The organism is Kitasatospora sp. NBC_00315 (assembly GCF_041435095.1).
Classification (GTDB): domain Bacteria; phylum Actinomycetota; class Actinomycetes; order Streptomycetales; family Streptomycetaceae; genus Kitasatospora.
The window spans coordinates 4,147,142-4,166,668 of record NZ_CP108025.1; the positions used below are offsets into that span (position 1 = coordinate 4,147,142).

16 protein-coding genes are annotated in these 19,527 nt (G+C 70.9%); 8 read left to right on the forward strand and 8 right to left on the reverse strand.

Annotated elements, in window-relative coordinates; translation table 11 throughout:
- The first annotated feature begins 288 nt into the window (after positions 1-288).
- Positions 289-1,710, forward strand: a complete 1,422-nt coding sequence (locus OG823_RS16880; protein ID WP_371484511.1) for a CCA tRNA nucleotidyltransferase — start codon at positions 289-291, stop codon at positions 1,708-1,710.
- 85 nt (positions 1,711-1,795) lie between these two features.
- On the opposite strand, the gene OG823_RS16885 is transcribed toward OG823_RS16880, so the two are convergent.
- From OG823_RS16885 to OG823_RS16900, 4 genes are all read right to left on the reverse strand, one after another.
- Positions 1,796-2,773 (reverse strand): hypothetical protein, encoded by a 978-nt coding sequence (locus OG823_RS16885; RefSeq protein WP_371480394.1) that lies wholly within the window; start codon positions 2,771-2,773, stop codon positions 1,796-1,798.
- A 105-nt stretch (positions 2,774-2,878) separates the two neighbouring features.
- Positions 2,879-4,276, reverse strand: a complete 1,398-nt coding sequence (locus OG823_RS16890) for an MFS transporter (protein ID WP_371480395.1) — start codon at positions 4,274-4,276, stop codon at positions 2,879-2,881.
- 134 nt (positions 4,277-4,410) lie between these two features.
- Entirely contained in the window at positions 4,411-5,493 is a 1,083-nt protein-coding gene (locus OG823_RS16895) for an inositol-3-phosphate synthase (protein ID WP_371480396.1), read from the reverse strand.
- 144 nt (positions 5,494-5,637) lie between these two features.
- Positions 5,638-6,330: a PadR family transcriptional regulator gene (locus tag OG823_RS16900; protein WP_371480397.1), complete on the reverse strand. Its 693-nt coding sequence runs from the start codon at positions 6,328-6,330 to the stop codon at positions 5,638-5,640.
- A gap of 340 nt (positions 6,331-6,670) precedes the next feature.
- Between OG823_RS16900 and OG823_RS16905 the strand changes: the two genes are divergently transcribed.
- Positions 6,671-9,271, forward strand: a complete 2,601-nt coding sequence (locus tag OG823_RS16905) for a transglycosylase domain-containing protein (protein ID WP_371480398.1) — start codon at positions 6,671-6,673, stop codon at positions 9,269-9,271.
- 210 nt (positions 9,272-9,481) lie between these two features.
- Positions 9,482-11,113, forward strand: a complete 1,632-nt coding sequence (locus tag OG823_RS16910) for a glycosyltransferase family 87 protein (RefSeq protein WP_371480399.1) — start codon at positions 9,482-9,484, stop codon at positions 11,111-11,113.
- 79 nt (positions 11,114-11,192) lie between these two features.
- Here the strand turns inward: OG823_RS16910 and OG823_RS16915 are convergent, their stop codons facing one another.
- From OG823_RS16915 to OG823_RS16925, 3 genes are all read right to left on the reverse strand, one after another.
- Positions 11,193-12,227 (reverse strand): alanine racemase, encoded by a 1,035-nt coding sequence (locus tag OG823_RS16915; protein WP_371480400.1) that lies wholly within the window; start codon positions 12,225-12,227, stop codon positions 11,193-11,195.
- Between the two features lie 43 nt (positions 12,228-12,270).
- On the reverse strand, positions 12,271-13,389 hold the full coding sequence (locus OG823_RS16920; protein WP_371480401.1) for a lipid II:glycine glycyltransferase FemX: 1,119 nt from the start codon (positions 13,387-13,389) through the stop codon (positions 12,271-12,273).
- A 190-nt stretch (positions 13,390-13,579) separates the two neighbouring features.
- Complete coding sequence (locus OG823_RS16925) at positions 13,580-13,876, reverse strand: hypothetical protein (RefSeq protein WP_371480402.1); 297 nt, start codon at positions 13,874-13,876, stop codon at positions 13,580-13,582.
- A gap of 310 nt (positions 13,877-14,186) precedes the next feature.
- Between OG823_RS16925 and rpsF the strand changes: the two genes are divergently transcribed.
- The 4 genes from rpsF to rplI all read left to right on the forward strand — a co-directional run bounded on the left by rpsF (position 14,187) and on the right by rplI (position 15,977).
- Positions 14,187-14,477, forward strand: coding sequence for a 30S ribosomal protein S6 (rpsF, locus tag OG823_RS16930; RefSeq protein WP_371480403.1), 291 nt, complete (start codon positions 14,187-14,189; stop codon positions 14,475-14,477).
- A 104-nt stretch (positions 14,478-14,581) separates the two neighbouring features.
- Entirely contained in the window at positions 14,582-15,199 is a 618-nt protein-coding gene (locus OG823_RS16935) for a single-stranded DNA-binding protein (protein ID WP_371480404.1), read from the forward strand.
- 77 nt (positions 15,200-15,276) lie between these two features.
- Entirely contained in the window at positions 15,277-15,513 is a 237-nt protein-coding gene (gene rpsR, locus OG823_RS16940; protein ID WP_030304537.1) for a 30S ribosomal protein S18, read from the forward strand.
- A gap of 17 nt (positions 15,514-15,530) precedes the next feature.
- Positions 15,531-15,977: a 50S ribosomal protein L9 gene (rplI, locus tag OG823_RS16945; RefSeq protein WP_371480405.1), complete on the forward strand. Its 447-nt coding sequence runs from the start codon at positions 15,531-15,533 to the stop codon at positions 15,975-15,977.
- A 79-nt stretch (positions 15,978-16,056) separates the two neighbouring features.
- On the opposite strand, the gene OG823_RS16950 is transcribed toward rplI, so the two are convergent.
- Positions 16,057-17,412 carry an MATE family efflux transporter gene (locus OG823_RS16950; protein ID WP_371480406.1) on the reverse strand — a complete coding sequence of 452 codons (1,356 nt, stop codon included), beginning with the start codon at positions 17,410-17,412 and terminating at the stop codon, positions 16,057-16,059.
- Between the two features lie 456 nt (positions 17,413-17,868).
- On the opposite strand from OG823_RS16950, the gene dnaB reads away from it, so the two are divergent.
- Positions 17,869-19,497, forward strand: coding sequence for a replicative DNA helicase (gene dnaB, locus OG823_RS16955; protein WP_371480407.1), 1,629 nt, complete (start codon positions 17,869-17,871; stop codon positions 19,495-19,497).
- The last annotated feature ends 30 nt before the right edge of the window (positions 19,498-19,527 follow it).

Consider the following 19,527-nt stretch of genomic DNA (forward strand, 5'->3'; position numbering starts at 1 on the left):
ATGTCCGGTCGTGCGGTCGGGCCGTCCGCCCCGCCGCACCGTCTTGGTGGCACCGCGGCGCGGCCCACGTACGGCCTTGGCCGGGACTCGCTCCCACCGGCATGGTAACGACGCTGCCGGGCCCGCAGTGTTGGGGGTCTGCGGGTGAGACGGTGCCCGGGTCCGCGGGTGGACGGCAGAAAGGCGCGGGCGTCCCGGAGGCCGGGACCCGTACCCTTGTGAGCCGTGTCCACTGTCAATGACTCCAGCGCCCATCATTCCAGTTCCCATGCCGCCGCGGTTCCAGGCCTGAGCGAGGCGCAGACCCTGGGGCTCCAGGAGCTGCTGAGGGTCTCACCCGTCGCCGACGAGATCGCCCGGCGCTTCCAGGAGGCCGGCTTCCGGCTGGCCCTGGTCGGCGGTTCGGTGCGTGACGCCCTGCTGGGACGGCTCGGCAACGACCTGGACTTCACCACGGACGCCCGCCCCCAGCAGATCCTCGGACTGGTGCGCGGCTGGGCGGACGCCGTCTGGGACGTCGGTATCGCCTTCGGCACGGTCGGTGCGCGCAAGGACACCGCCGAGGGGTCCTTCCTGATCGAGATCACCACCTACCGCTCGGAGGCGTACGACCGCACCTCGCGCAAGCCCGAGGTGACGTACGGCGACACCATCGAGGAGGATCTGGTCCGCCGCGACTTCACCGTCAACGCGATGGCCGTCGACCTGCCCGGGCGCGGCTTCGTCGACCCGCACCGGGGCCTGGACGATCTGGAGGCGCGGCTGCTGCGCACGCCCGCGACGCCCGAGGAGTCCTTCTCGGACGACCCGCTGCGGATGATGAGGGCCGCCCGGTTCGCCGCCCAGCTCGACTTCACCCCCGCGCCCGAGGTGGTCGTGGCGATGACCGCGATGGCGGAGCGGATCACCATCGTCTCCGCCGAGCGGGTGCAGGCCGAGCTGAACAAGCTGCTGCTCTCCGAGCACCCGGTCAAGGGGCTGCGGCTGCTGGTCGACACCGGCCTCGCCGCACACGTGCTGCCCGAGCTGCCGGCCCTGAGCCTGGAGAGCGACGAGCACCACCGGCACAAGGACGTCTACGAGCACTCGCTCACCGTGCTGGAGCAGGCCGTCGCCCTGGAGCAGGACGGCCCGGACCTGGTGCTGCGCCTCGCCGCGCTGCTGCACGACATCGGCAAGCCGCGTACCCGCCGGTTCGAGCCGGACGGCCGGGTGTCCTTCCACCACCACGAGATGGTGGGGTCCAAGATGACCCGCAAGCGGATGCGCGAGCTGAAGTACTCCAAGGAGCTCACCGAGGACGTCTCGCGCCTGGTCGAGCTGCACCTGCGCTTCCACGGCTACGGCGGGGGCGAGTGGACGGACTCCGCGGTGCGCCGCTACGTCGCCGACGCCGGTCCGCTGCTGGAGCGGCTGCACAAGCTGACCCGCTCGGACTGCACCACGCGCAACCGCAAGAAGGCCGCCGCGCTGTCGCGCACCTACGACGGGCTGGAGGAGCGGATCGTCGAGCTGCGGGCGCGCGAGGAGCTGGACGCCGTGCGCCCCGCGCTGGACGGCAACCAGATCATGGAGCTGCTCGACCTGGCGCCCGGTCCGCAGGTGGGCAAGGCGTACAGGCACATGCTGGAGCTGCGGCTGGAGCACGGGCCGATGGAGCACGACGCGGCGGTGGCCGCTCTGCGGGCCTGGTGGGCCGAGCAGGGCTGACGCCCGCGGCCGGCACGGGCCGGTCGTGCGAGGGGGGAGCCCGTGGGTACGGGCTCCCCCCTCGCACGACCGGGGGACGACGGGCCTAGCGGTTCACGTCCGCGAGGCAGAGCACGAAGCTGCTGACGCCGTTGTCCTGGTAGTACGAGCTGTTCGCGTCGGGGTAGCTGGCGCAGGCCGTGTCGCCGTCCGTGGTGCCCGGCACCTTGGCGACCACCTTGTAGGTGGCCCGGGGATCGCTGCAGGGCAGCATGGTGATGTCCGGGGCGGTGTCGTTGGTGGCGTTGGTGCTGGTCTCGTGGTCGTTGCGCAGGCAGTCGCCGGCCTTGGCCCGGTCCACGTCGGTGGGCACCTTCTGGGCCGGCGTCGAGGTCTTGGCGGACGGCTTGGCACTGCTGCCCGGCGAGGCCGAGGAGGTGGCACCCGGCGTGGCGCCGAGCAGCGGGCCGAGGCACAGGACGTACTTCTTCTGGCTGGTACGCCGGCCGCTCTTGCCCCAGACCGTGGCGGTGGTGCCCGGGGTGCCGTCGCAGCGGGAGGTGTCGGTGGTGCCGGTGTACTTGCCGACCACCCGGTACTCGGCCTTGGGATCGCTGCACTTGACGATCGAGACGTCGGAGACGCCGCCCTTGTGCACGCAGTCGCCGATCGAGGCGCTGCTGACGCTCGGGCCCACGATCAGGTAGCCGACGATCAGCACGATGACGCCGACCACCAGGCCCGCGATCCGGAACGCGATCCGGGTGCCTATCCGCTTGGCGGCGGACGGCGGCGGGATCGGGGGCTGCTGACCCCAGCCGCCGGCGGGACCGGTGGGCGGCGGACCGGCCGGCGGGTAGCCGGGGGCTCCGTACCCGGGGGCGGCCGGCTGGCCGTAGGCCGGCGGCGGGGGCGCGGCGGGGTACCCGTATCCGGCGGCGGGCGGCTGGCCGTAGCCGGGCGCGGGCGCGGCGGGCGGGCCGTATCCGGGAGTGGCGGGCGGCCCGTATCCGGGGGCGGGCTGCGGTGCCGGTGGCGGGTAGCCGTACTGGGGCTGACCGTACGGATTGGGCGGTGTGCTCATATGAGTCCCCCGTGACAGAGTGCTGCCGGCGTGGCAGATGCTGACGTACCTTAGCGAGTTGCCGTTCCGTCAGTGACGCCGAGGGGCAGGGGGTGTCACCGGGTGTCACCGGATCAGGGGCCGCCCGGCGCCGTGTCCCGCGGTGCGCCCGGGGGCGCGGTCGCACGCGCGGGCCGCCTTCCGGGCCGCCTCCCGCGCGGTGCGGCGCGCGGCTCGTGCGTACAGGCCCGCCGCCGCCGCGTAGACCAGCGCCACACCGCCGACCACCGCCGCCGAACGGCCGGAGAGCGGCAGCACCAGGGCGGTGGCCGCCGCCGCCACGACGAACGCGACGTTGAACAGCACGTCGTAGATGGCGAAGACCCGGCCGCGGTACTCGTCCTCCACCGACTCCTGCACCACGGTGTCGGCGCAGATCTTGGTGCCCTGGGTGACCACACCGAGCAGCAGTGCCGCGATCAGGCCCGGGACCAGCGAGAAGGCCAGTCCGAGCGCGGGCACGAACACCACCGGGGCGGCCAGGCAGGCCGTCATCCACCCGGCGAGGCCGAGTCGGCGGGTGCACCAGGGGCTGATCACGGCGGCCAGGAAGAACCCGGCGGCCGAGAGTCCGACCGCCTGGCCGAGCGTGGCCAGACCGGCGGCGCTGTCCGCCGGATCGTTGAAGGTGTAGCGGGAGAGCATCACGACGACCACGATCAGCACGCCGTAGCAGAACCGTGCGGCGGTGACGGCGGCCAGCGCGTGAGCGGCCGGCCGGCAGTCGCGCACCAGGTGCCGGACACCGGCCCGGAGCGCTCCGGCGGCCTCGCGCAGCGCCTGCCGCAGGGCGGGACGGTCGGCGTGCTGGGCCGGGCCGAGCAGGTCCGGCGCCATCCGCCGGGCGGCCAGGGCCGCGCAGAGGTAGAGCAGGGCGGCGACGGTGACCAGCGCGGCGTCGGCCCGGGCGCCCGGCGGCAGCACCTGGTGCAGCAGGAACCCGAGACCGCCGCCCACGGCGGCCGCGACGGTGCCGAGCGTGGGGGAGACGGCGTTCGCGGTCACGAGTTGGTCCGGTACGACGACCCGGGGGAGGGCGGCCGAGAGCCCGGCCAGGATGAACCGGTTGAGAGCGGTGACCAGGAGCGCGGCCACGAAGAACAGCCACTCCGGGGCCCGGGCCAGCAGCAGCCCTCCGGTGACCAGGCCCAGACCGAACCGGGCGAGGTTGCCCAGGTAGAGCACCTGTCTGCGGCGCCAGCGGTCCAGCAGCACGCCGGCGAAGGGACCGATCACCGAGAACGGGAGCAGCATCACCGCCAGCACCGAGGCGATGTCGGCGGGGGAGGACTGCTTCTCCGGCGAGAACACCACATAGGCGGCCAACGAGACCTGGAAGACCCCGTCGGAGAGCTGCGACAGCACCCGGGCGGTCAGCAGGCGGCGAAAGTCCCGTTGGCGAAGCAGCCCGGTGAGGGTGGCACGGGTGGGAGCCCTGGTGCTGCCGTTCGCTGTGATGGCCACCCGCCAAGAGTGCCACGAGGCCGGGCGTTGTTTCACGTGAAACAACGCCCGGGGAGAACGGAGGTGGGGGCCCCGGCAGTGCCGGGACCCCCACCGGAGTCCATGAGCCGTCAGTTCGGCCCGTCGGGCTCAGCTCAGCGCTCGACCTCGCCGCGGATGAACTTCTCCACGTTGTCGCGGGCCTCGTCGTCGAAGTACTGCACCGGCGGGGACTTCATGAAGTACGAGGACGCCGACAGGATCGGGCCACCGATGCCGCGGTCCAGGGCGATCTTCGCGGCGCGCACGGCGTCGATGATGACACCGGCCGAGTTCGGGGAGTCCCAGACCTCGAGCTTGTACTCGAGGTTCAGCGGGACGTCGCCGAAGGCACGACCCTCGAGGCGGACGTACGCCCACTTGCGGTCGTCGAGCCACGCCACGTAGTCGGACGGGCCGATGTGGACGTTCTTGGCGCCCAGGTCCCGGTCACGGACCTGGGACGTGACGGCCTGCGTCTTGGAGATCTTCTTCGACTCCAGGCGGTCGCGCTCCAACATGTTCTTGAAGTCCATGTTGCCGCCGACGTTCAGCTGCATGGTGCGCTCCAGCAGGACACCGCGGTCCTCGAAGAGCTTCGCCATCACGCGGTGCGTGATGGTGGCACCGACCTGCGACTTGATGTCGTCGCCGACGATCGGGACGCCGGCCTCGGTGAACTTGTCCGCCCACTCCTTGGTGCCCGCGATGAACACCGGGAGGGCGTTCACGAAGCCGACCTTGGCGTCGATGGCGCACTGGGCGTAGAACTTGGCGGCGGCCTCGGAGCCCACCGGCAGGTAGCAGACCAGAACGTCGACCCGCTGGTCCTTGAGGACCTGGACGACGTCGACCGGCTCCTCGTCGGACTGCTCGATGGTCTCCAGGTAGTACTTGCCGAGGCCGTCGAGCGTGTGACCGCGCTGCACGGTGACGCCGGTCGGCGGCACGTCGCAGATCTTGATGGTGTTGTTCTCGCTGGCGCCGATGGCGTGCGCGAGGTCCTGGCCGACCTTCTTGGCGTCGACGTCGAACGCGGCGACGAACTCCACGTCACCGACGTGGTAGTCGCCGAACGTGACGTGCATCAGCCCGGGGACCTTGCCGGCCGGGTCGGCGTCCTTGTAGTACTCGACACCCTGCACCAGCGACGCGGCGCAGTTGCCGACGCCCACGATGGCTACGCGAACCGAACCCATTCCGGTTGCTCCCTCTGATCTCATTGAGATCCGCCGAAGTCGGCGGGTCTCGTCCTGCTGATTTCTCAATGACTGAATGACTGAATGACTGTCTGACCGGGCGCGAACGCCCGCTCCTGCTGCGCATCCCGGGGGAGCGCGGCTTCAGCGCTCCTGTGCGGAGCGCCCCGGGCGGTCGTACGGTGGCCCGGGCGGGTCCGGGGACCCGTCCTCCTGACCACGGCCGTCCGAAGTCCTGTCGTGCTGCGTCGAGGCGGGTGAGGGCCCGCCCCGGACCGTACGGTTGGCGCGCTCGGTCTCGATCAGCTCGTTGAGCCACCGGACCTCGCGCTCCACCGACTCCAACCCGTGCCGCTGCAGTTCGAGCGTGTAGTCGTCGAACCGCTCGCGGGTGCGGGCGATGGAACTGCGCATCCGCTCCAGCCGTTCCTCCAGCCGGCTGCGGCGGCCTTCCAGGACGCGCATCCGCACGGCCCGGTCGGTCTGGCCGAAGAAGGCGAAGTGGACGCCGAAGTGCTCGTCCTCCCAGGCGTCCGGACCCGAGTCGGCGAGCAGCTCCTCGAAGCGCTCCTTGCCCTCGGGGGAGAGCCGGTAGACGATCTTCGACCGCTTGCCGTTGAGCGCGGTGGCCGGGACGTACTCGACGTCCGGGTTGTCCTCCACGAGGAAGCCCTGGGCCACCAGGCTCTTCAGGCACGGATAGAGCGTGCCGTAGGAGAAGGCACGGAACGATCCGAGCAGGACGTTGAGCCGCTTGCGCAGCTCGTAGCCGTGCATCGGGGCATCGTGGAGCAGGCCGAGTACGGCGAACTCCAGCACTCCCGACCGCCTGCTCACGCCGGCCGCCTCCCTCTCCTGGGCTGTCGTATGTCGCGCCGATGTATCGACTCGATATATCGAGAACAGTAAACCGGGGTCACCGAAGGAGCAAGGGGGGCACGCGTGGTTGTGATCACAGGATGGCGATCGGGCCGCCGCGAGCCCCGATCGCAACGGGCATGTAATGATCTGCCGCCGATATGGGGCGGTTGGTGACTGATGCCCGATTAGCAACGATTCGTAGGTGCGTACGCTGTCGCGTGTGCACGAGGACCGCCTCCGGGGATGGGGGGTCAGCGGCATCGGACGTGAACCCCGCCTGCGGGCCCGACCCGGCCTGACGAGGAGTTGCTGGAAGATGAGCGAACGACGGCGAAGGTCGGCCAACCCGGGCGGCGGTGAGCAGCGCCCCGGCGGCGGCCGCCCGTACGCCCATGGCAGCCCGGCCGAGGGTGTGCCCTCGTACGGCCAAGGGACCGGGGGCGACGAACTGCGCTCCGACGGCATCGGCCGGCGTCGGCCCGGCGGCGCCCGGGACACCGCCCAGCAGCCGCGGATGACCCGTGCCGAGATGCGCAAGGCCGGCCAGAAGGGCGGCGGCGGTGAACCGCCGACCGGGAGGGCCGCCGCGCAGGCGGGCCCCGGCAAGAAGCGCTTCATCGACTACCCGCGGTTCGGCAAGTCGGGCGTGCGTCGCTGGCTGCCGTCCTGGCGGATCTGGCTCTCCGGCTTCCTGCTGGTCTTCGGCGGCGGCGTCGCCGCGGTCGGCATCGCGTACGCCAACACGACGATCCCCCAGGTCCACGACCTGGTGAACGACCAGAACAACATCTACTACTGGGCCGACGGTTCGGAGATGACCCGCACCGGTGACACCAACCGGCAGGTCGTCCCGCTCAGCCAGATCAACACGAACGCCCAGAACGCGGTCATCGCCGCGGAGAACGAGACGTTCAGGACCGACAGCGGCATCGACCCCAAGGGCATACTCCGCGCCCTCTACAACATGGCGAAGGGCGGCGAGACGCAGGGCGCCTCGACCATCACCCAGCAGTACGTCAAGAACGCCTATCTGACGCAGGAACAGACCCTGGACCGGAAGGTCAAGGAGTTCTTCATCACTCTGAAGATCAATCAGAAGCTGGAGAAGAACGACATCCTCGAGGGGTACCTGAACACCAGCTGGTTCGGCCGGGGCTCCACCGGTATCCAGGCCGCCGCGCAGTCGTACTACGGGGTCAACGCCAAGGACCTCGACCTCTGCCAGAGCGCCATGCTGGCCAACCTGCTCAAGGGCGCGGCCGTCCAGGACCCCACCCTCAGCGCCGCCAACCACGCCCGTGCGGAGGGCCGCTGGAAGTGGATCCTGGACCGGATGGTCATCACCAAGGCGATCACCGCCGAGGACCGCGCCAAGTGCACGACCTTCCCCGAGCCGATCGCCAAGAAGCCCGCGGCGAACATGAACGGTGAGGTCAGCTACCTGGTCGACATCGCGTCCAACTACGTGATGAACACCGACAAGACCATCATCCAGGCGAAGCTCGACCGCGGTGGCTACAAGATCTACACCACCTTCCAGAAGGACAAGGTCGACGCGCTCAAGAAGGCCGTGGACGACGTCCAGAGCGAGACGCTGAACCCGGCCAAGCGCCCCGACAAGGACAAGTTCGTCCAGGTCGGCGCGGCCTCGGTGGTCCCGGGTGACGGCGCGATCGTGGCGATCTACGGCGGGCCCGGCGTGGAGAACAACCACTACACCAACAACGCCGACGCCAAGGGCATCCAGGTCGGCTCGACCTTCAAGCCCTTCGTCCTGGCGACCGCCATGCAGAACGGTGTGCTGACCGCCACCGACAAGCAGGGCAAGCCCGAGCGGATCAACGCGGACAGCCGCTACCTCGCCGACGACCTGAGCGAGATCCGCAAGCCGGACGGCTCGCTGGTCATCGGCGACGACGGCAAGCCCTACCGGCAGAAGAACGAGGACTCCGGCAAGCGGGGCTACGTCTCGCTCCGGCAGGCCATGCAGTGGTCGTACAACGTGCCCTTCGTCCAGCTCAACCAGGACGTGGGCGGCCAGAACGTGGCCGACATGGCGGAGAAGCTGGGCCTGCGCAAGGACACCTTCACCGACCCGAAGACGCCCACCTTCGCGATCGGCACCTCCGCGCAGAGCGCGATCCGGATGGCCACCGGCTACGCCACCTTCGCCGCCAGCGGCAAGGAGGCCGACCCGTACTCGGTGACCAAGGTCGAGTTCAGCGGCAAGGAGCAGCCGGGCTTCACCAAGCCGGCGCCCAAGCAGGTGCTGGACGCGGCCGTCGCCGACAACATCACCGACGTCCTGGTGAACGTCGCCAAGAACGGTACGGGTAGCAAGAGCAACGCGCTCGGCCGCCCGGTGGCCGGCAAGACCGGTACCACCGACGAGAACAAGTCGGCCTGGTGGGTCGGCTACACGCCGCAGCTCTCCACCGCCGTCTCGATGTGGCGCGAGGACCCGAGCAACCCGGGTCTGCTCACGCTGAACGGCACCGGCGGCAAGGACTCCAACCACGGTGGTGACACCCCGACGGAGATCTTCACCCGGTACATGAAGGCCGCCCTGGCGGGTCAGGACAAGCTGAGCTTCCCGACCCCGCAGCCGGTCGGCACCCAGCTCGACTCCTCGGGTGCCCCCGTCTCGGCCTCTCCGTCCGCCTCCGCCTCGCCCAGCGAGACGGTGCCGGTGGCCCCCGACCCGGGCATCCCGGCCCCGCAGCCCAGCGCGACGGTGCCGACCTGCGCGCCCGGTCAGGACTGCTCGGGCACCTCGCCGAGCCCGACCGCGACCAGGACCCGCCCCGGCGGCGGCTCGACCTGTCTGCTCGGGCTTCCCTGCGCCTCGCCGAGCGCCAGCTCCACGGACACCACCAAGCCGAGCGGAAAGCCGAGCTCCTCGGGCGCCCCGGGCTGAGGCGCTCCGGACGGCGCCCGGCGGCCGGGTGAGGCGTCCGGTGCCCCGGTGGGGCAGCGGTGAACAGCGGTGGCGGTCCTCTTCGGAGGGCCGCCACCGCTGTTTCGTCCGGTGGCCGTCGCCCGCTCCGCCCGGCCCCGCCGCCGACCCGGGACGCCGGTGACGGGGGCCTCCTCGTCCATCCGGAACAGGTGCGGCAGGATGTCCGCCATGACGTCGAGCGCGCGTGACGAATCCGCCGGGCCGCAGCGGCCCGAAGAGGCCGGTGCGGCCGCCCACGCCCCGGTGGCGCAGGCCGGTGACCCGTCGGGGGCATCCGCCGGCCCGGCCGGCCCGCTGCCGGACACGGTCGTCGTCCCGGCGGACGAGGACCCGGTCGCGGCGGCCGGCAGCGAGGTGATCGGCGGCCCGCCCGGGCGCCGGGCCCTGCTCGGGGTCTCCTGGTGGATCCCGGTGCGGTTCCTGGCACTGGCGGTCATCGTGACCTCGGTGCTCGGCATGCTGCAGAAGGCCTCCTGCTACGAGAGCGGCTGGTTCCAGGCGGGCTCGCCGCAGTACATCCACGCCTGCTACAGCGACATCCCGCACCTGTTCACCGGCCGGGGCTTCGCCGAGGGGCTGCACCCCTACGTCGACAAGATCCCGCAGGGGTCGCCGGACATGCAGTACCTGGAGTACCCGGTGCTGACCGGTCTGTTCATGCAGATCGCGGCCTGGCTCACCCCCGGCGGCGGCAGCGGACAGCAGCAGGAGCAGTGGTTCTGGCTGATCAACGCCGGTCTGCTGATGGCCTGCGCCGTGGTCGCCGTGGTGGCCGTCTCCCGCACCCACCGCCGCCGCCCGTGGGACGCCCTGCTGTTCGCCCTCGCCCCCACCCTGGCGCTCAACTCGACCGTCAACTGGGACCTGCTGGCGGTCGCGCTGGCGGCGGTCGCGATGGCCTGCTGGTCCCGGTCGAAGACCGTCCTGGCCGGCGTCTTCATCGGTCTGGCCACCGCCGCCAAGCTCTACCCGGTGCTGCTGCTGGCCCCGCTGCTGTTCCTCTGCTGGCGGGCCGGCCGATGGCGGGCCTTCTGGCAGGCCGTCGGCGGCGCGCTCGGGGCCTGGCTGCTGGTCAACGTCCCGATCATGGCGGCGAACTGGGACGGCTGGGCGACCTTCTACACCTTCAGCAAGCACCGCAAGGAGGACTACGGATCCTTCTGGGTGATCCTCATGCAGGATCGCGGCGTCGGCCTGGAGAACCTCGACAGCTACATCGCCGGCCTGATGGTCCTCTGCTTCCTCGGCATCGGCTGGCTGGCGCTCACCGCCCCGCGCCGCCCGCGCTTCGCGCAGCTGGCGTTCCTGATCGTGGCCGCGTTCATCCTGACCAACAAGGTGTACTCGCCGCAGTACGTGCTCTGGCTGATCCCGCTCGCGGTGCTGGCCCGGCCGCGCTGGCGCGACTTCCTGATCTGGCAGGCCTGCGAGGTGCTGTACACCCTCGGCATCTGGTCCCACCTGGGCTTCGTCACCAGCCCCAAGCAGCACGGGATCGGCGACTCCTGGTACCACTTCGCGGTGGTGCTGCACCTGCTGGGCACGCTGTACCTCTGCGGCGTGATCATCCGCGACATCCTGCTGCCGGACCGCGACCCGGTCCGCTGGGACGGCAGTGACGACCCCTCCGGCGGTGTGCTCGACCTCGCCCCGGACGTCTTCGTGCTGGGCGCGGCCCGCCGGATCGAGGAGGAGGAGAGTTACGCGCAGTACGCCCCCGCCGGCGCCGAGGGCTGGCTGACCGCCCCCGACCCGGCGCAGCAGGACGACGACGCCCTGGCGTGGCCTGCGGAGCACTGAGCGGGCCGCGCGTACGACGGGCCGGTGGCCGGTACCCCCTGGGTACCGGCCACCGGCCCGTTCGTGGTGTCCGGCCGGGTCAGCGGTCCACCACGCGGTCGAAGTGCGTGGTGGTGTGCCGCACCTGGAGGGTGAGCTCGTCGCCGATCACCGGGGGCCGCGCCTCGGAGGACAGGAACAGCAGCGACACCTGCATGTGCGGGGGCTCGGCGAACCAGAGCTGGCGGCCCTCCCAGTTGTAGGGGGAGCGGGTCTTGTTGACGGTCGCCAGGCCGGCGCGGGCGATGCCCTTGGCGCGGGAGGAGACGCCCTGCACGTACTTCGGCGCCTCCAGCCCGATGCCGTGCGCCGTACCGCCGGTGACCACCACCAGGTGGCCGTCCGAGGGGGCCGGGTGCTGGCGGTAGCCGTACCGGTCGCCCTTGACCACCGGGGTCACGTCGAGGACGGTCGCCCGGACCTCCAGCGCGCCGGCCTCGCCCAGCCAGAGCCGGGTGCCGATCCGGGCCCGGAACACCGTGCCCGGGTAGCGCTCGGAGAGCCTGGCCATGCCGGCCGAGCCGAGGTGGCTGACGAAGACGGTGCGGACCGGCAGGCCGGCCGCGGTGGCCGCGTCCACCCAGTGGGCGACCTCGTCCACCGGGTCGGAGCCGTCCGGGCGGTCCATCGGCAGGTGCAGGGCCAGGCCCTCGAAGGAGATGCTGTCGACCAGTTCGGCCACCGCGGCGAGGTCGCCCGCGCCGATGCCGTGCCGGCGCATGCTGGTCATGCACTCCACGACCACCCGCGCCCCCGGCACGGCGCGCAGCGCCGGCAGGCTCGCCACCGTCCGGATCACCCGGGCGTGCGGCAGCGCCAGTACCTCCTCACCGATCCGGTAGGGGGTCAGCACCAGCAGCTCGCCGCCGTACCAGGTGGCCGCGTCGGCCGCCTCGTACGCGGTGCCGACCGCCAGGATGCCCGTCCCCAGCTGGGTCGCCTCTTCGGCGAGCCGCTGGTTGCCCAGCCCGTAGCCGTTGCCCTTGGCCACGGGCACCAGACCGGGGAACTCGGCCAGCACGGAGCGCTGGTGAGTACGCCAGCGGTCGGTGTCGAGGTAGAGCGACAGCGTCATCGGGTCATCTCCCGGAGGAATGGGGGCAGGGGGCGGTGGGGGCTCAGCGCCGCGACATGTAGATGTCGAGGGCCTTGTGCAGCAGCTTGTTGAGCGGGAAGTCCCACTCGCCGAGGTACTCGGCGGCCTGGCCGCCGGTGCCGACCTTGAACTGGATCAGGCCGAACAGGTGGTCGTTCTCGTCCAGGGTGTCACTGATGCCCCGCAGGTCGTAGACGCCCCCGCCGAGCGCGTACGAGTCGCGCATCATCCGCCACTGGATGGCGTTGGACGGCTTCACCTCGCGCTTGTGGTTGGCCGAGGCGCCGTAGGAGTACCAGACGTGCTCGCCGACCACCAGCATGGTGGTCGCGGCCAGCGGCTCGCCCTCGTGGTAGGCGATGTAGAGCCGCATCCGGTTCGGGTCCTCGGCCGTCAGCGCGTTCCACATCCGCTGGAAGTACGAGAGCGGACGCGGCGTGAAGCGGTCGCGCTCGGCCGTCACCAGGTACAGCTGGTGGAAGACCGCCAGCTCCTCGTAGCCGCCCTGGACGACCTCGACGCCGCTCTTCTCGGCCTTCTTGATGTTGCGCCGCCAGAGCTGGTTGAAGCCCTTCTGGATGTCGTCCAGCGAGCGGTTGGCCAGCGGCACCTGGAAGACGTACCGAGGCTGGACGTCGCCGAAGCCGGCGCCGCCGTCGTCGCCCTGCAGCCAGCCCGACTTGCGCAGCCGGTCGGCGACCTCGAAGGCGCGGGCCTCGTACCAGTCGGCCTCGACGTCGCGCAGGCGCTTGGCCTGCTTGGCGGCGATCGCCTCCTTGATGGTCGGCGCGTCCCAGCGCCGGATCACCACCGGCGGGCCCATCTTCACCGAGAACGCGCCCTGCGCCTTCAGGTGCGCCAGCATCGGCTCCAGCCAGCGGTCCAGGTCGCGGTCGAACCAGTCGATCACCGGGCCCTCGGGCAGGTAGGCCAGGTAGCGCTTGATCTTGGGCAGCTGGCGGTACAGCACCAGACCGGCGCCGACGATCGCGCCCGACTCGTCGATCCAGCCGATCGACTCGGTGCGCCACTCCGCCTTCACGTCGCCCCAGGAGGGCACCTGCATGTGGCTCGCCGAGGCGCGGGTGCGGATGAAGGCGAGGTGCTCCTCGCGGGTGATCGTCCTCAGGCGCAGACTCATGCTCGGTGCTCCTTGTTGGTCGGGCTGGCTGCCCAGGGTCTGGCTGTGACCCTATCGTCCGGATGCCGGACCGCCACGGGGGCGGGCAGTGCGACGCCCCCGTCCCGGTGGCCTGTGCTCGGACAGTACGGGGCGGGGGCGCCGAGGGGTCCGCCGTCGGCGGCCGCGGTGGCGCGTCAGCGCGCGGGGCTCACCAGAGTCCGCCGTGGGCGATGCCCAGGTAGAAGCCCCATGCGGACATGCCCGTCGCGATGACCAGCACGAACCGCTCGGCCGTGGTGACCGAGATGAACTGGCCCCACATCCCGGCGATCACGCCGAAGAGGCCGGCCAACGCGGTCAGCAGATGGAGGTCGTAGAAGAACGAGGTCGTGAAGGCCAGGACCCCGAGCAGGGCGGTGACGCCCACCAGGGTGTTCTCGCGGGGGTGCCGGTGACCGTCGGTGTTGAGGGTGAGCGCGGGGAACCGGTTCGTGGACAGTGCCATGGATCCCACCTCCTGAGGAGGAACGAGCAGGCGGTCGCGTCCATCGCGGCCGTTCCGTCCAGATTGCGGCGGTTGGGGCATGGATCACAACCCCTATGCGTTTTGTTCGTCCGACCGGGTGCGGGTAGGCTGTGCGGTCTGCACTGGTGTAGTTGTGCCCCTTCGTGCCCACTTCCGGGTTCGGGCGGGCCGAGTGTCGGAGCCGGCCGCTACGGTGAGCCGGTGTCGTCACTACTCCGGTGCCGACGCTGCACAACCCTCCTGCCACGGAGAGACCGTGGCCGTTGAGTCCAAAGGAGGTGGGTTACCCATGCGTCACTACGAGCTGATGGTCATCCTCGACCCGTCGGTCGAGGAGCGCGCTGTCTCCCCCCTGATCGAGAACTTCCTCAACGTCGTCCGCACCGGTGGCGGCAACGTGGAGAAGGTCGACACCTGGGGCCGTCGCCGTCTGGCCTACGAGATCAACAAGCAGTCCGAGGGCATCTACTCGGTCATCGACCTCAAGGCCACGCCTGAGATCGTCAAGGAGCTCGACCGCCAGCTCAGCCTGAGCGAGTCGGTCCTCCGGACCAAGGTCCTGCGCCCGGACACCCACTGAGTCACCTCTGACGCCTCCGGGCGTCGGGTGACTCGCGTCGTGTGTTTCACGTGAAACACACGGCGAGCATTGAACGCGGACTCCACCGAGAGGTCACCACCACCATGGCAGGCGAGACCGTCATCACCCTCGTCGGCAATCTCGTCGACGATCCCGAGCTGCGCTTCACCCCGTCGGGTGCGGCGGTCGCGAAGTTCCGCATCGCGTCCACCCCCCGCACCTTCGACCGCCAGACGAACGAGTGGAAGGACGGCGAGAGCCTCTTCCTCACGTGCAACGTCTGGCGGCAGCCGGCGGAGAACGTGGCCGAGTCGCTGCAGCGCGGCATGCGCGTCATCGTGCAGGGCCGACTGCGCCAGCGGTCTTACGAGACCAAGGAAGGCGAGAAGCGGACGGTCTTCGAGGTCGAGGTCGACGAGGTCGGCCCGAGCCTGCGCTCGGCGACCGCCAAGGTCACCCGGGCCAACCGGTCCGGTGCGCCGGGCGGTTCCGGCGGCCCCGGTGGTGGCAGCGGCTTCGGCGGCGGCCAGCAGGGCGGCGGCGGGTACGGCGGCGGGCAGCAGGGCGGCGGTGGCTGGGGTGGAAACTCCGGCGGCGGCCAGTCCGGCCCGTCCGACGACCCGTGGGCGTCCAGTGCCCCTTCCACTGGTGGAAACCAGGGCGGCGGCGGCAGCTGGGGCGCCCCGGCCGGTGGCGGCTTCTCGGAAGAGCCCCCGTTCTAGAGCTGACAGATTTCGTGCGGTCCGGTCACCCGCGTTGACCCGCGGGCCCGGTCCGTGAAACCCAAATGGAGCACACGATGGCGAAGCCGCCTGCTCGCAAGCCTAAGAAGAAGGTTTGCGTCTTCTGCAAGGACAAGGTCAACTACGTTGACTACAAGGACACGAACTTGCTCCGCAAGTTCATCTCCGACCGCGGGAAGATCCGCGCCCGCCGGGTCACCGGCAACTGCACCCAGCACCAGCGCGACGTCGCCACGGCCGTGAAGAACAGCCGTGAGATGGCGCTGCTGCCCTACACCAGCACCGCGCGCTAAGAGAGGGTGACCGAATAATGAAGATCATCCTCACTCACGAGGTGCCGGGTCTCGGTGGCGCCGGCGAGGTCGTCGAGGTCAAGGACGGCTACGCCCGCAACTACCTGGTCCCGCGTGGCTACGCCATCCGCTGGACCAAGGGCGGCCAGAAGGACGTCGACGCCATCCGTCGCGCCCGCAAGGTTCACGCCATCCAGACGCTCGAGGCCGCCAACGAGGTCAAGGGCAAGCTGGAGGGCCTCCAGGTCAAGCTGGCCGTTCGCTCCGGCGAGGCCGGCCGCCTGTTCGGCTCGGTGACCCAGGCCGACGTCGTGGAGGCCGTCAAGGCCGCCGGCGGCCCGGTCGTGGACAAGCGCGCCGTCGCGATCGCCTCGCCGATCAAGACCGTGGGCACCCACAAGGTCTCGGTCAAGCTGCACTCCGACGTCCAGGCCAACCTCGACGTCGCCGTCGTCGCTGCCTGATCTCCGTCCGAAGTGGCATGAGGGCCGGGCTCCGTTCACGGAGCCCGGCCCTCGGTCGTTCCTCGCCCGCCGGGCCCGCTCAGGCCCGGACGGCGCCGGTCACCAGCCAGTCGCCGCCGCGCGCCCGTCCGTACAGGAACGCGCCGCGGACCAGCATGAACAGGTTCATCGCCCACCACAGGCCGCTCAGCCCGAGGCCCAGGGACGGTACCGCGAGGGCCGCCGGGACGAACGCGACCAACGTGCCGAGCATCGCCAGGGCGAGATAGCCGCCGTCTCCGGCGCCCATCAGCACACCGTCCAGGACGAACACCGGCCCGGCCACCGGCTGGGTCAGCGCGACCAGCAGCATCACCTGGCCGAGCTGTTCCTGGACGGCCGGATCCGGGGTGAACAGCGGGATGTACAGCGGCCGGGCGACCACCAGCAGCACCCCGAAGAGCACGCCCGCGCCGACGCCCCACTCGACCATCCGCCGGGTGGCCGCCCTCGTGCCCGGCACGTCCCCGGCGCCGAGGTGGCGTCCGACGATGGCCTGGCCGGCGATCGCGATGGCGTCCAGGGCGAAGGCCAGGAAGCTCCAGAGCGTCATGGCGATCTGGTGGGCCGCGATCTGGTCGTTGCCGAGCCGGGCCGCGACCGCGGTCGCGATCATGAGGACGGCCCGCAGGCTCAGGGTGCGGACCATCAAGGGGCCGCCGGCCCGCGCGCAGGCGCGGATGCCGGGCAGGTCGGGCCGTAGGCCCGCGCCCTCCCGGCGGGCGCCGCGCACCACCACGACCAGGTACGCGACGGCCATCGCGCTCTGGGCGAGCACGGTGCCCCAGGCCGAACCGGCCACGCCGAGGCCGGCGCCGTACACCAGGGCGAGGTTCAGCCCCAGGTTGGCGGTGAAGCCGGCGACGGCGACCACCAGGGGCGTACGGGTGTCCTGGAATCCACGCAGCACGCCGGTGGCGGCCATCACCACCAGCATCGCGGGCAGACCCAGCGAGCTGATCCGCAGGTACGTGACGGCGTACGGCGCCGCCGTCGGGGAGGCGCCCAGCGCGGACACCGCCCAGGGTGCCAGCAGCAGGGCCAGCGCGACCACGCCGAGCGACAGCAGCAGGGCCAGCCAGATGCCGTCGATGCCCTGTTGGACGGCGGCCCGCCGGTCGCCCGCGCCGATCCGGCGGGCGACCGCGGCCGTCGTGGCGTAGGCGAGGAAGACGAACAGGCCGGCTGCCGTGGCGAGCACGGCGGAGGCGACGCCGACGCCCGCCAGCTGGGCGGTGCCCAGGTGGCCGACGATCGCGGAGTCGGCCAGCAGGAAGAGCGGCTCGGCGACGAGCGCGCCGAAGGCGGGGACCGCGAGCGCGAGGATCTCGCGGTCGTGCCGCCGCCGGTCGTGCCGCCGCCGGTCCGGGCGGAGGCGGTCTGGGGTGGGCGTCATGGGGATCAGGCTACTCATCCACAGGTAATGGTCACAAGGTGATCCTGGTCATTACTGGCCCAGGGGATCCGGGCGGGATGCGGAGTAGCGCAGCGGGGACCTCGGCACGCGTGTGAAGTATTTCTCATGCACAGCCATTGGAGGGAGTAGATGCAGGTCAGCAGGTTGACGGTGGACAGATGGTGTGGTTATCCACAGCCCTGTCCACAGGGGTGTCCACAGGTTTGGCGCAGTTCTCCACAGGAGTGGGGCCTTCATCCACACGGCCTGTGGATAACCGCCTTGGCCCCAGGGCGTCCGGAGCCTTAGCGTGGGTCGCTCACCCGACACTCCCGCCACCACCCGCCGTCCGGTTCGACCGGCCCGGTGGCGTAGAAAGAGGAGCGCACGACCGCTCCACCGAGCCCACCGGCAAGCCCGCTCCAACTCGCACCAATCGCTGATCGGGGAACACGCGTGACCGGCCCCCAGTACGACGACCACGACGCTCCGCCACCGCCGGAGGACGACTGGCAGCCGTCCGACGACGCCTTCGCGGCGGGTCCGTTCACCGACGGCGCCTTCCCCGAGGGGCCGGGGGACCGGCTGCCGGTCTCGCGCACCCGTACGGGCGGGAGCCAGGGTGGCAGCGGGGGTGGCAGCGGTGGCGCAGGCGGTGGCGGTGGCGGCGGCGGGAAGGGACGCGAGGGCGGCTTCCAGCGCGGCGGAGGCAAGGGCAGGCGGGACGAGGACGAGCCCGAGCGCTCTTCGCCCGCGGAGGGCTTCGAGCGGGTGCCCCCGCAGGACCTCGCGGCCGAGCAGTCCGTCCTCGGCGGCATGCTGCTCTCCAAGGACGCCATCGCCGACGTGGTGGAGGTCCTCAAGCCGCAGGACTACTACCGCCCGGCCCACGAGCTGGTCCACAGCGCGATCCTGGATCTCTACGCGCGCGGCGAGCCGGCCGACCCGATCACCGTGGCCAGCGAGCTCACCAAGCGCGGCGAGCTGGTCAGGGTCGGTGGCCCCGGCTACCTGCACACCCTGGTCAACTCCGTCCCGACGGCCGCCAACGCCGAGTACTACGCGGAGATCGTCCACGAGCGGGCGGTGCTGCGGCGCCTGGTGGAGGCCGGCACCCGGATCGCCGGCATGGGCTACGCGGCCGAGGGAGACGTCGACGAGATCGTCAACGCCGCCCAGGCGGAGATCTACGCGGTCACCGAGCAGCGCACCAGCGAGGACTACGCCCCGCTCGCCGACATCATGGAGGGCGCCCTCGACGAGATCGAGGCGATCGGCTCCCGGCAGGGCCAGATGTCCGGCGTCCCGACCGGCTTCGCGGACCTGGACGCCCTCACCAACGGCCTGCACCCCGGGCAGATGATCGTGATCGCGGCCCGTCCCGCGATGGGAAAGTCGACCCTCGCCCTGGACTTCTCCCGGGCGTGCTCGATCACCAACGGCCTGCCGAGCGTGATCTTCTCGCTCGAAATGGGCCGCAACGAGATCGCCATGCGCCTGCTCTCCGCGGAGGCCCGGGTCGCCCTGCACCACATGCGCTCCGGCAACATGACCGACGACGACTGGACGCGGGTCGCCCGCCGGATGCCCGACGTCACCAGCGCCCCGCTCTACATCGACGACTCGCCGAACCTGTCGATGATGGAGATCCGCGCCAAGTGCCGTCGCCTGAAGCAGCGCCAGGATCTCAAGCTGGTCGTCATCGACTACCTCCAGCTGATGCAGTCCGGCGGCTCCCGGCGGGCGGAGAGCCGCCAGCAGGAGGTCTCCGACATGTCGCGAAACCTGAAGCTGCTGGCCAAGGAGCTCGAAGTCCCGGTCATCGCGCTCTCCCAGCTGAACCGTGGCCCCGAGCAGCGAACCGACAAGAAGCCGATGGTCTCCGACCTCCGTGAGTCGGGCTCGATCGAGCAGGACGCCGACATGGTCATCCTGCTGCACCGCGAGGACGCCTACGAGAAGGAGTCCCCCCGCGCCGGCGAGGCCGACCTGATCGTCGCCAAGCACCGTAACGGCCCCACCGCCACCATCACCGTGGCCTTCCAGGGCCACTACTCGCGCTTCGTCGACATGACGCGGGAGTAGTGGCGGCCGCTGTAGGGTCTCGGATTTGAC

Coding starts and splice junctions, on each gene's coding strand:
- OG823_RS16885 (WP_371480394.1), bottom strand. CDS start 2,773: ATGAGCACACCGCCCAATCCGTACGGTCAGCCCCAGTACGGCTACCCG.
- OG823_RS16895 (WP_371480396.1), bottom strand. CDS start 5,493: ATGGGTTCGGTTCGCGTAGCCATCGTGGGCGTCGGCAACTGCGCCGCG.
- OG823_RS16905 (WP_371480398.1), top strand. CDS start 6,671: ATGAGCGAACGACGGCGAAGGTCGGCCAACCCGGGCGGCGGTGAGCAG.
- OG823_RS16910 (WP_371480399.1), top strand. CDS start 9,482: ATGACGTCGAGCGCGCGTGACGAATCCGCCGGGCCGCAGCGGCCCGAA.
- OG823_RS16915 (WP_371480400.1), bottom strand. CDS start 12,227: ATGACGCTGTCGCTCTACCTCGACACCGACCGCTGGCGTACTCACCAG.
- OG823_RS16920 (WP_371480401.1), bottom strand. CDS start 13,389: ATGAGTCTGCGCCTGAGGACGATCACCCGCGAGGAGCACCTCGCCTTC.
- OG823_RS16925 (WP_371480402.1), bottom strand. CDS start 13,876: ATGGCACTGTCCACGAACCGGTTCCCCGCGCTCACCCTCAACACCGAC.
- rpsF (WP_371480403.1), top strand. CDS start 14,187: ATGCGTCACTACGAGCTGATGGTCATCCTCGACCCGTCGGTCGAGGAG.
- OG823_RS16935 (WP_371480404.1), top strand. CDS start 14,582: ATGGCAGGCGAGACCGTCATCACCCTCGTCGGCAATCTCGTCGACGAT.
- rpsR (WP_030304537.1), top strand. CDS start 15,277: ATGGCGAAGCCGCCTGCTCGCAAGCCTAAGAAGAAGGTTTGCGTCTTC.
- rplI (WP_371480405.1), top strand. CDS start 15,531: ATGAAGATCATCCTCACTCACGAGGTGCCGGGTCTCGGTGGCGCCGGC.
- OG823_RS16950 (WP_371480406.1), bottom strand. CDS start 17,412: ATGACGCCCACCCCAGACCGCCTCCGCCCGGACCGGCGGCGGCACGAC.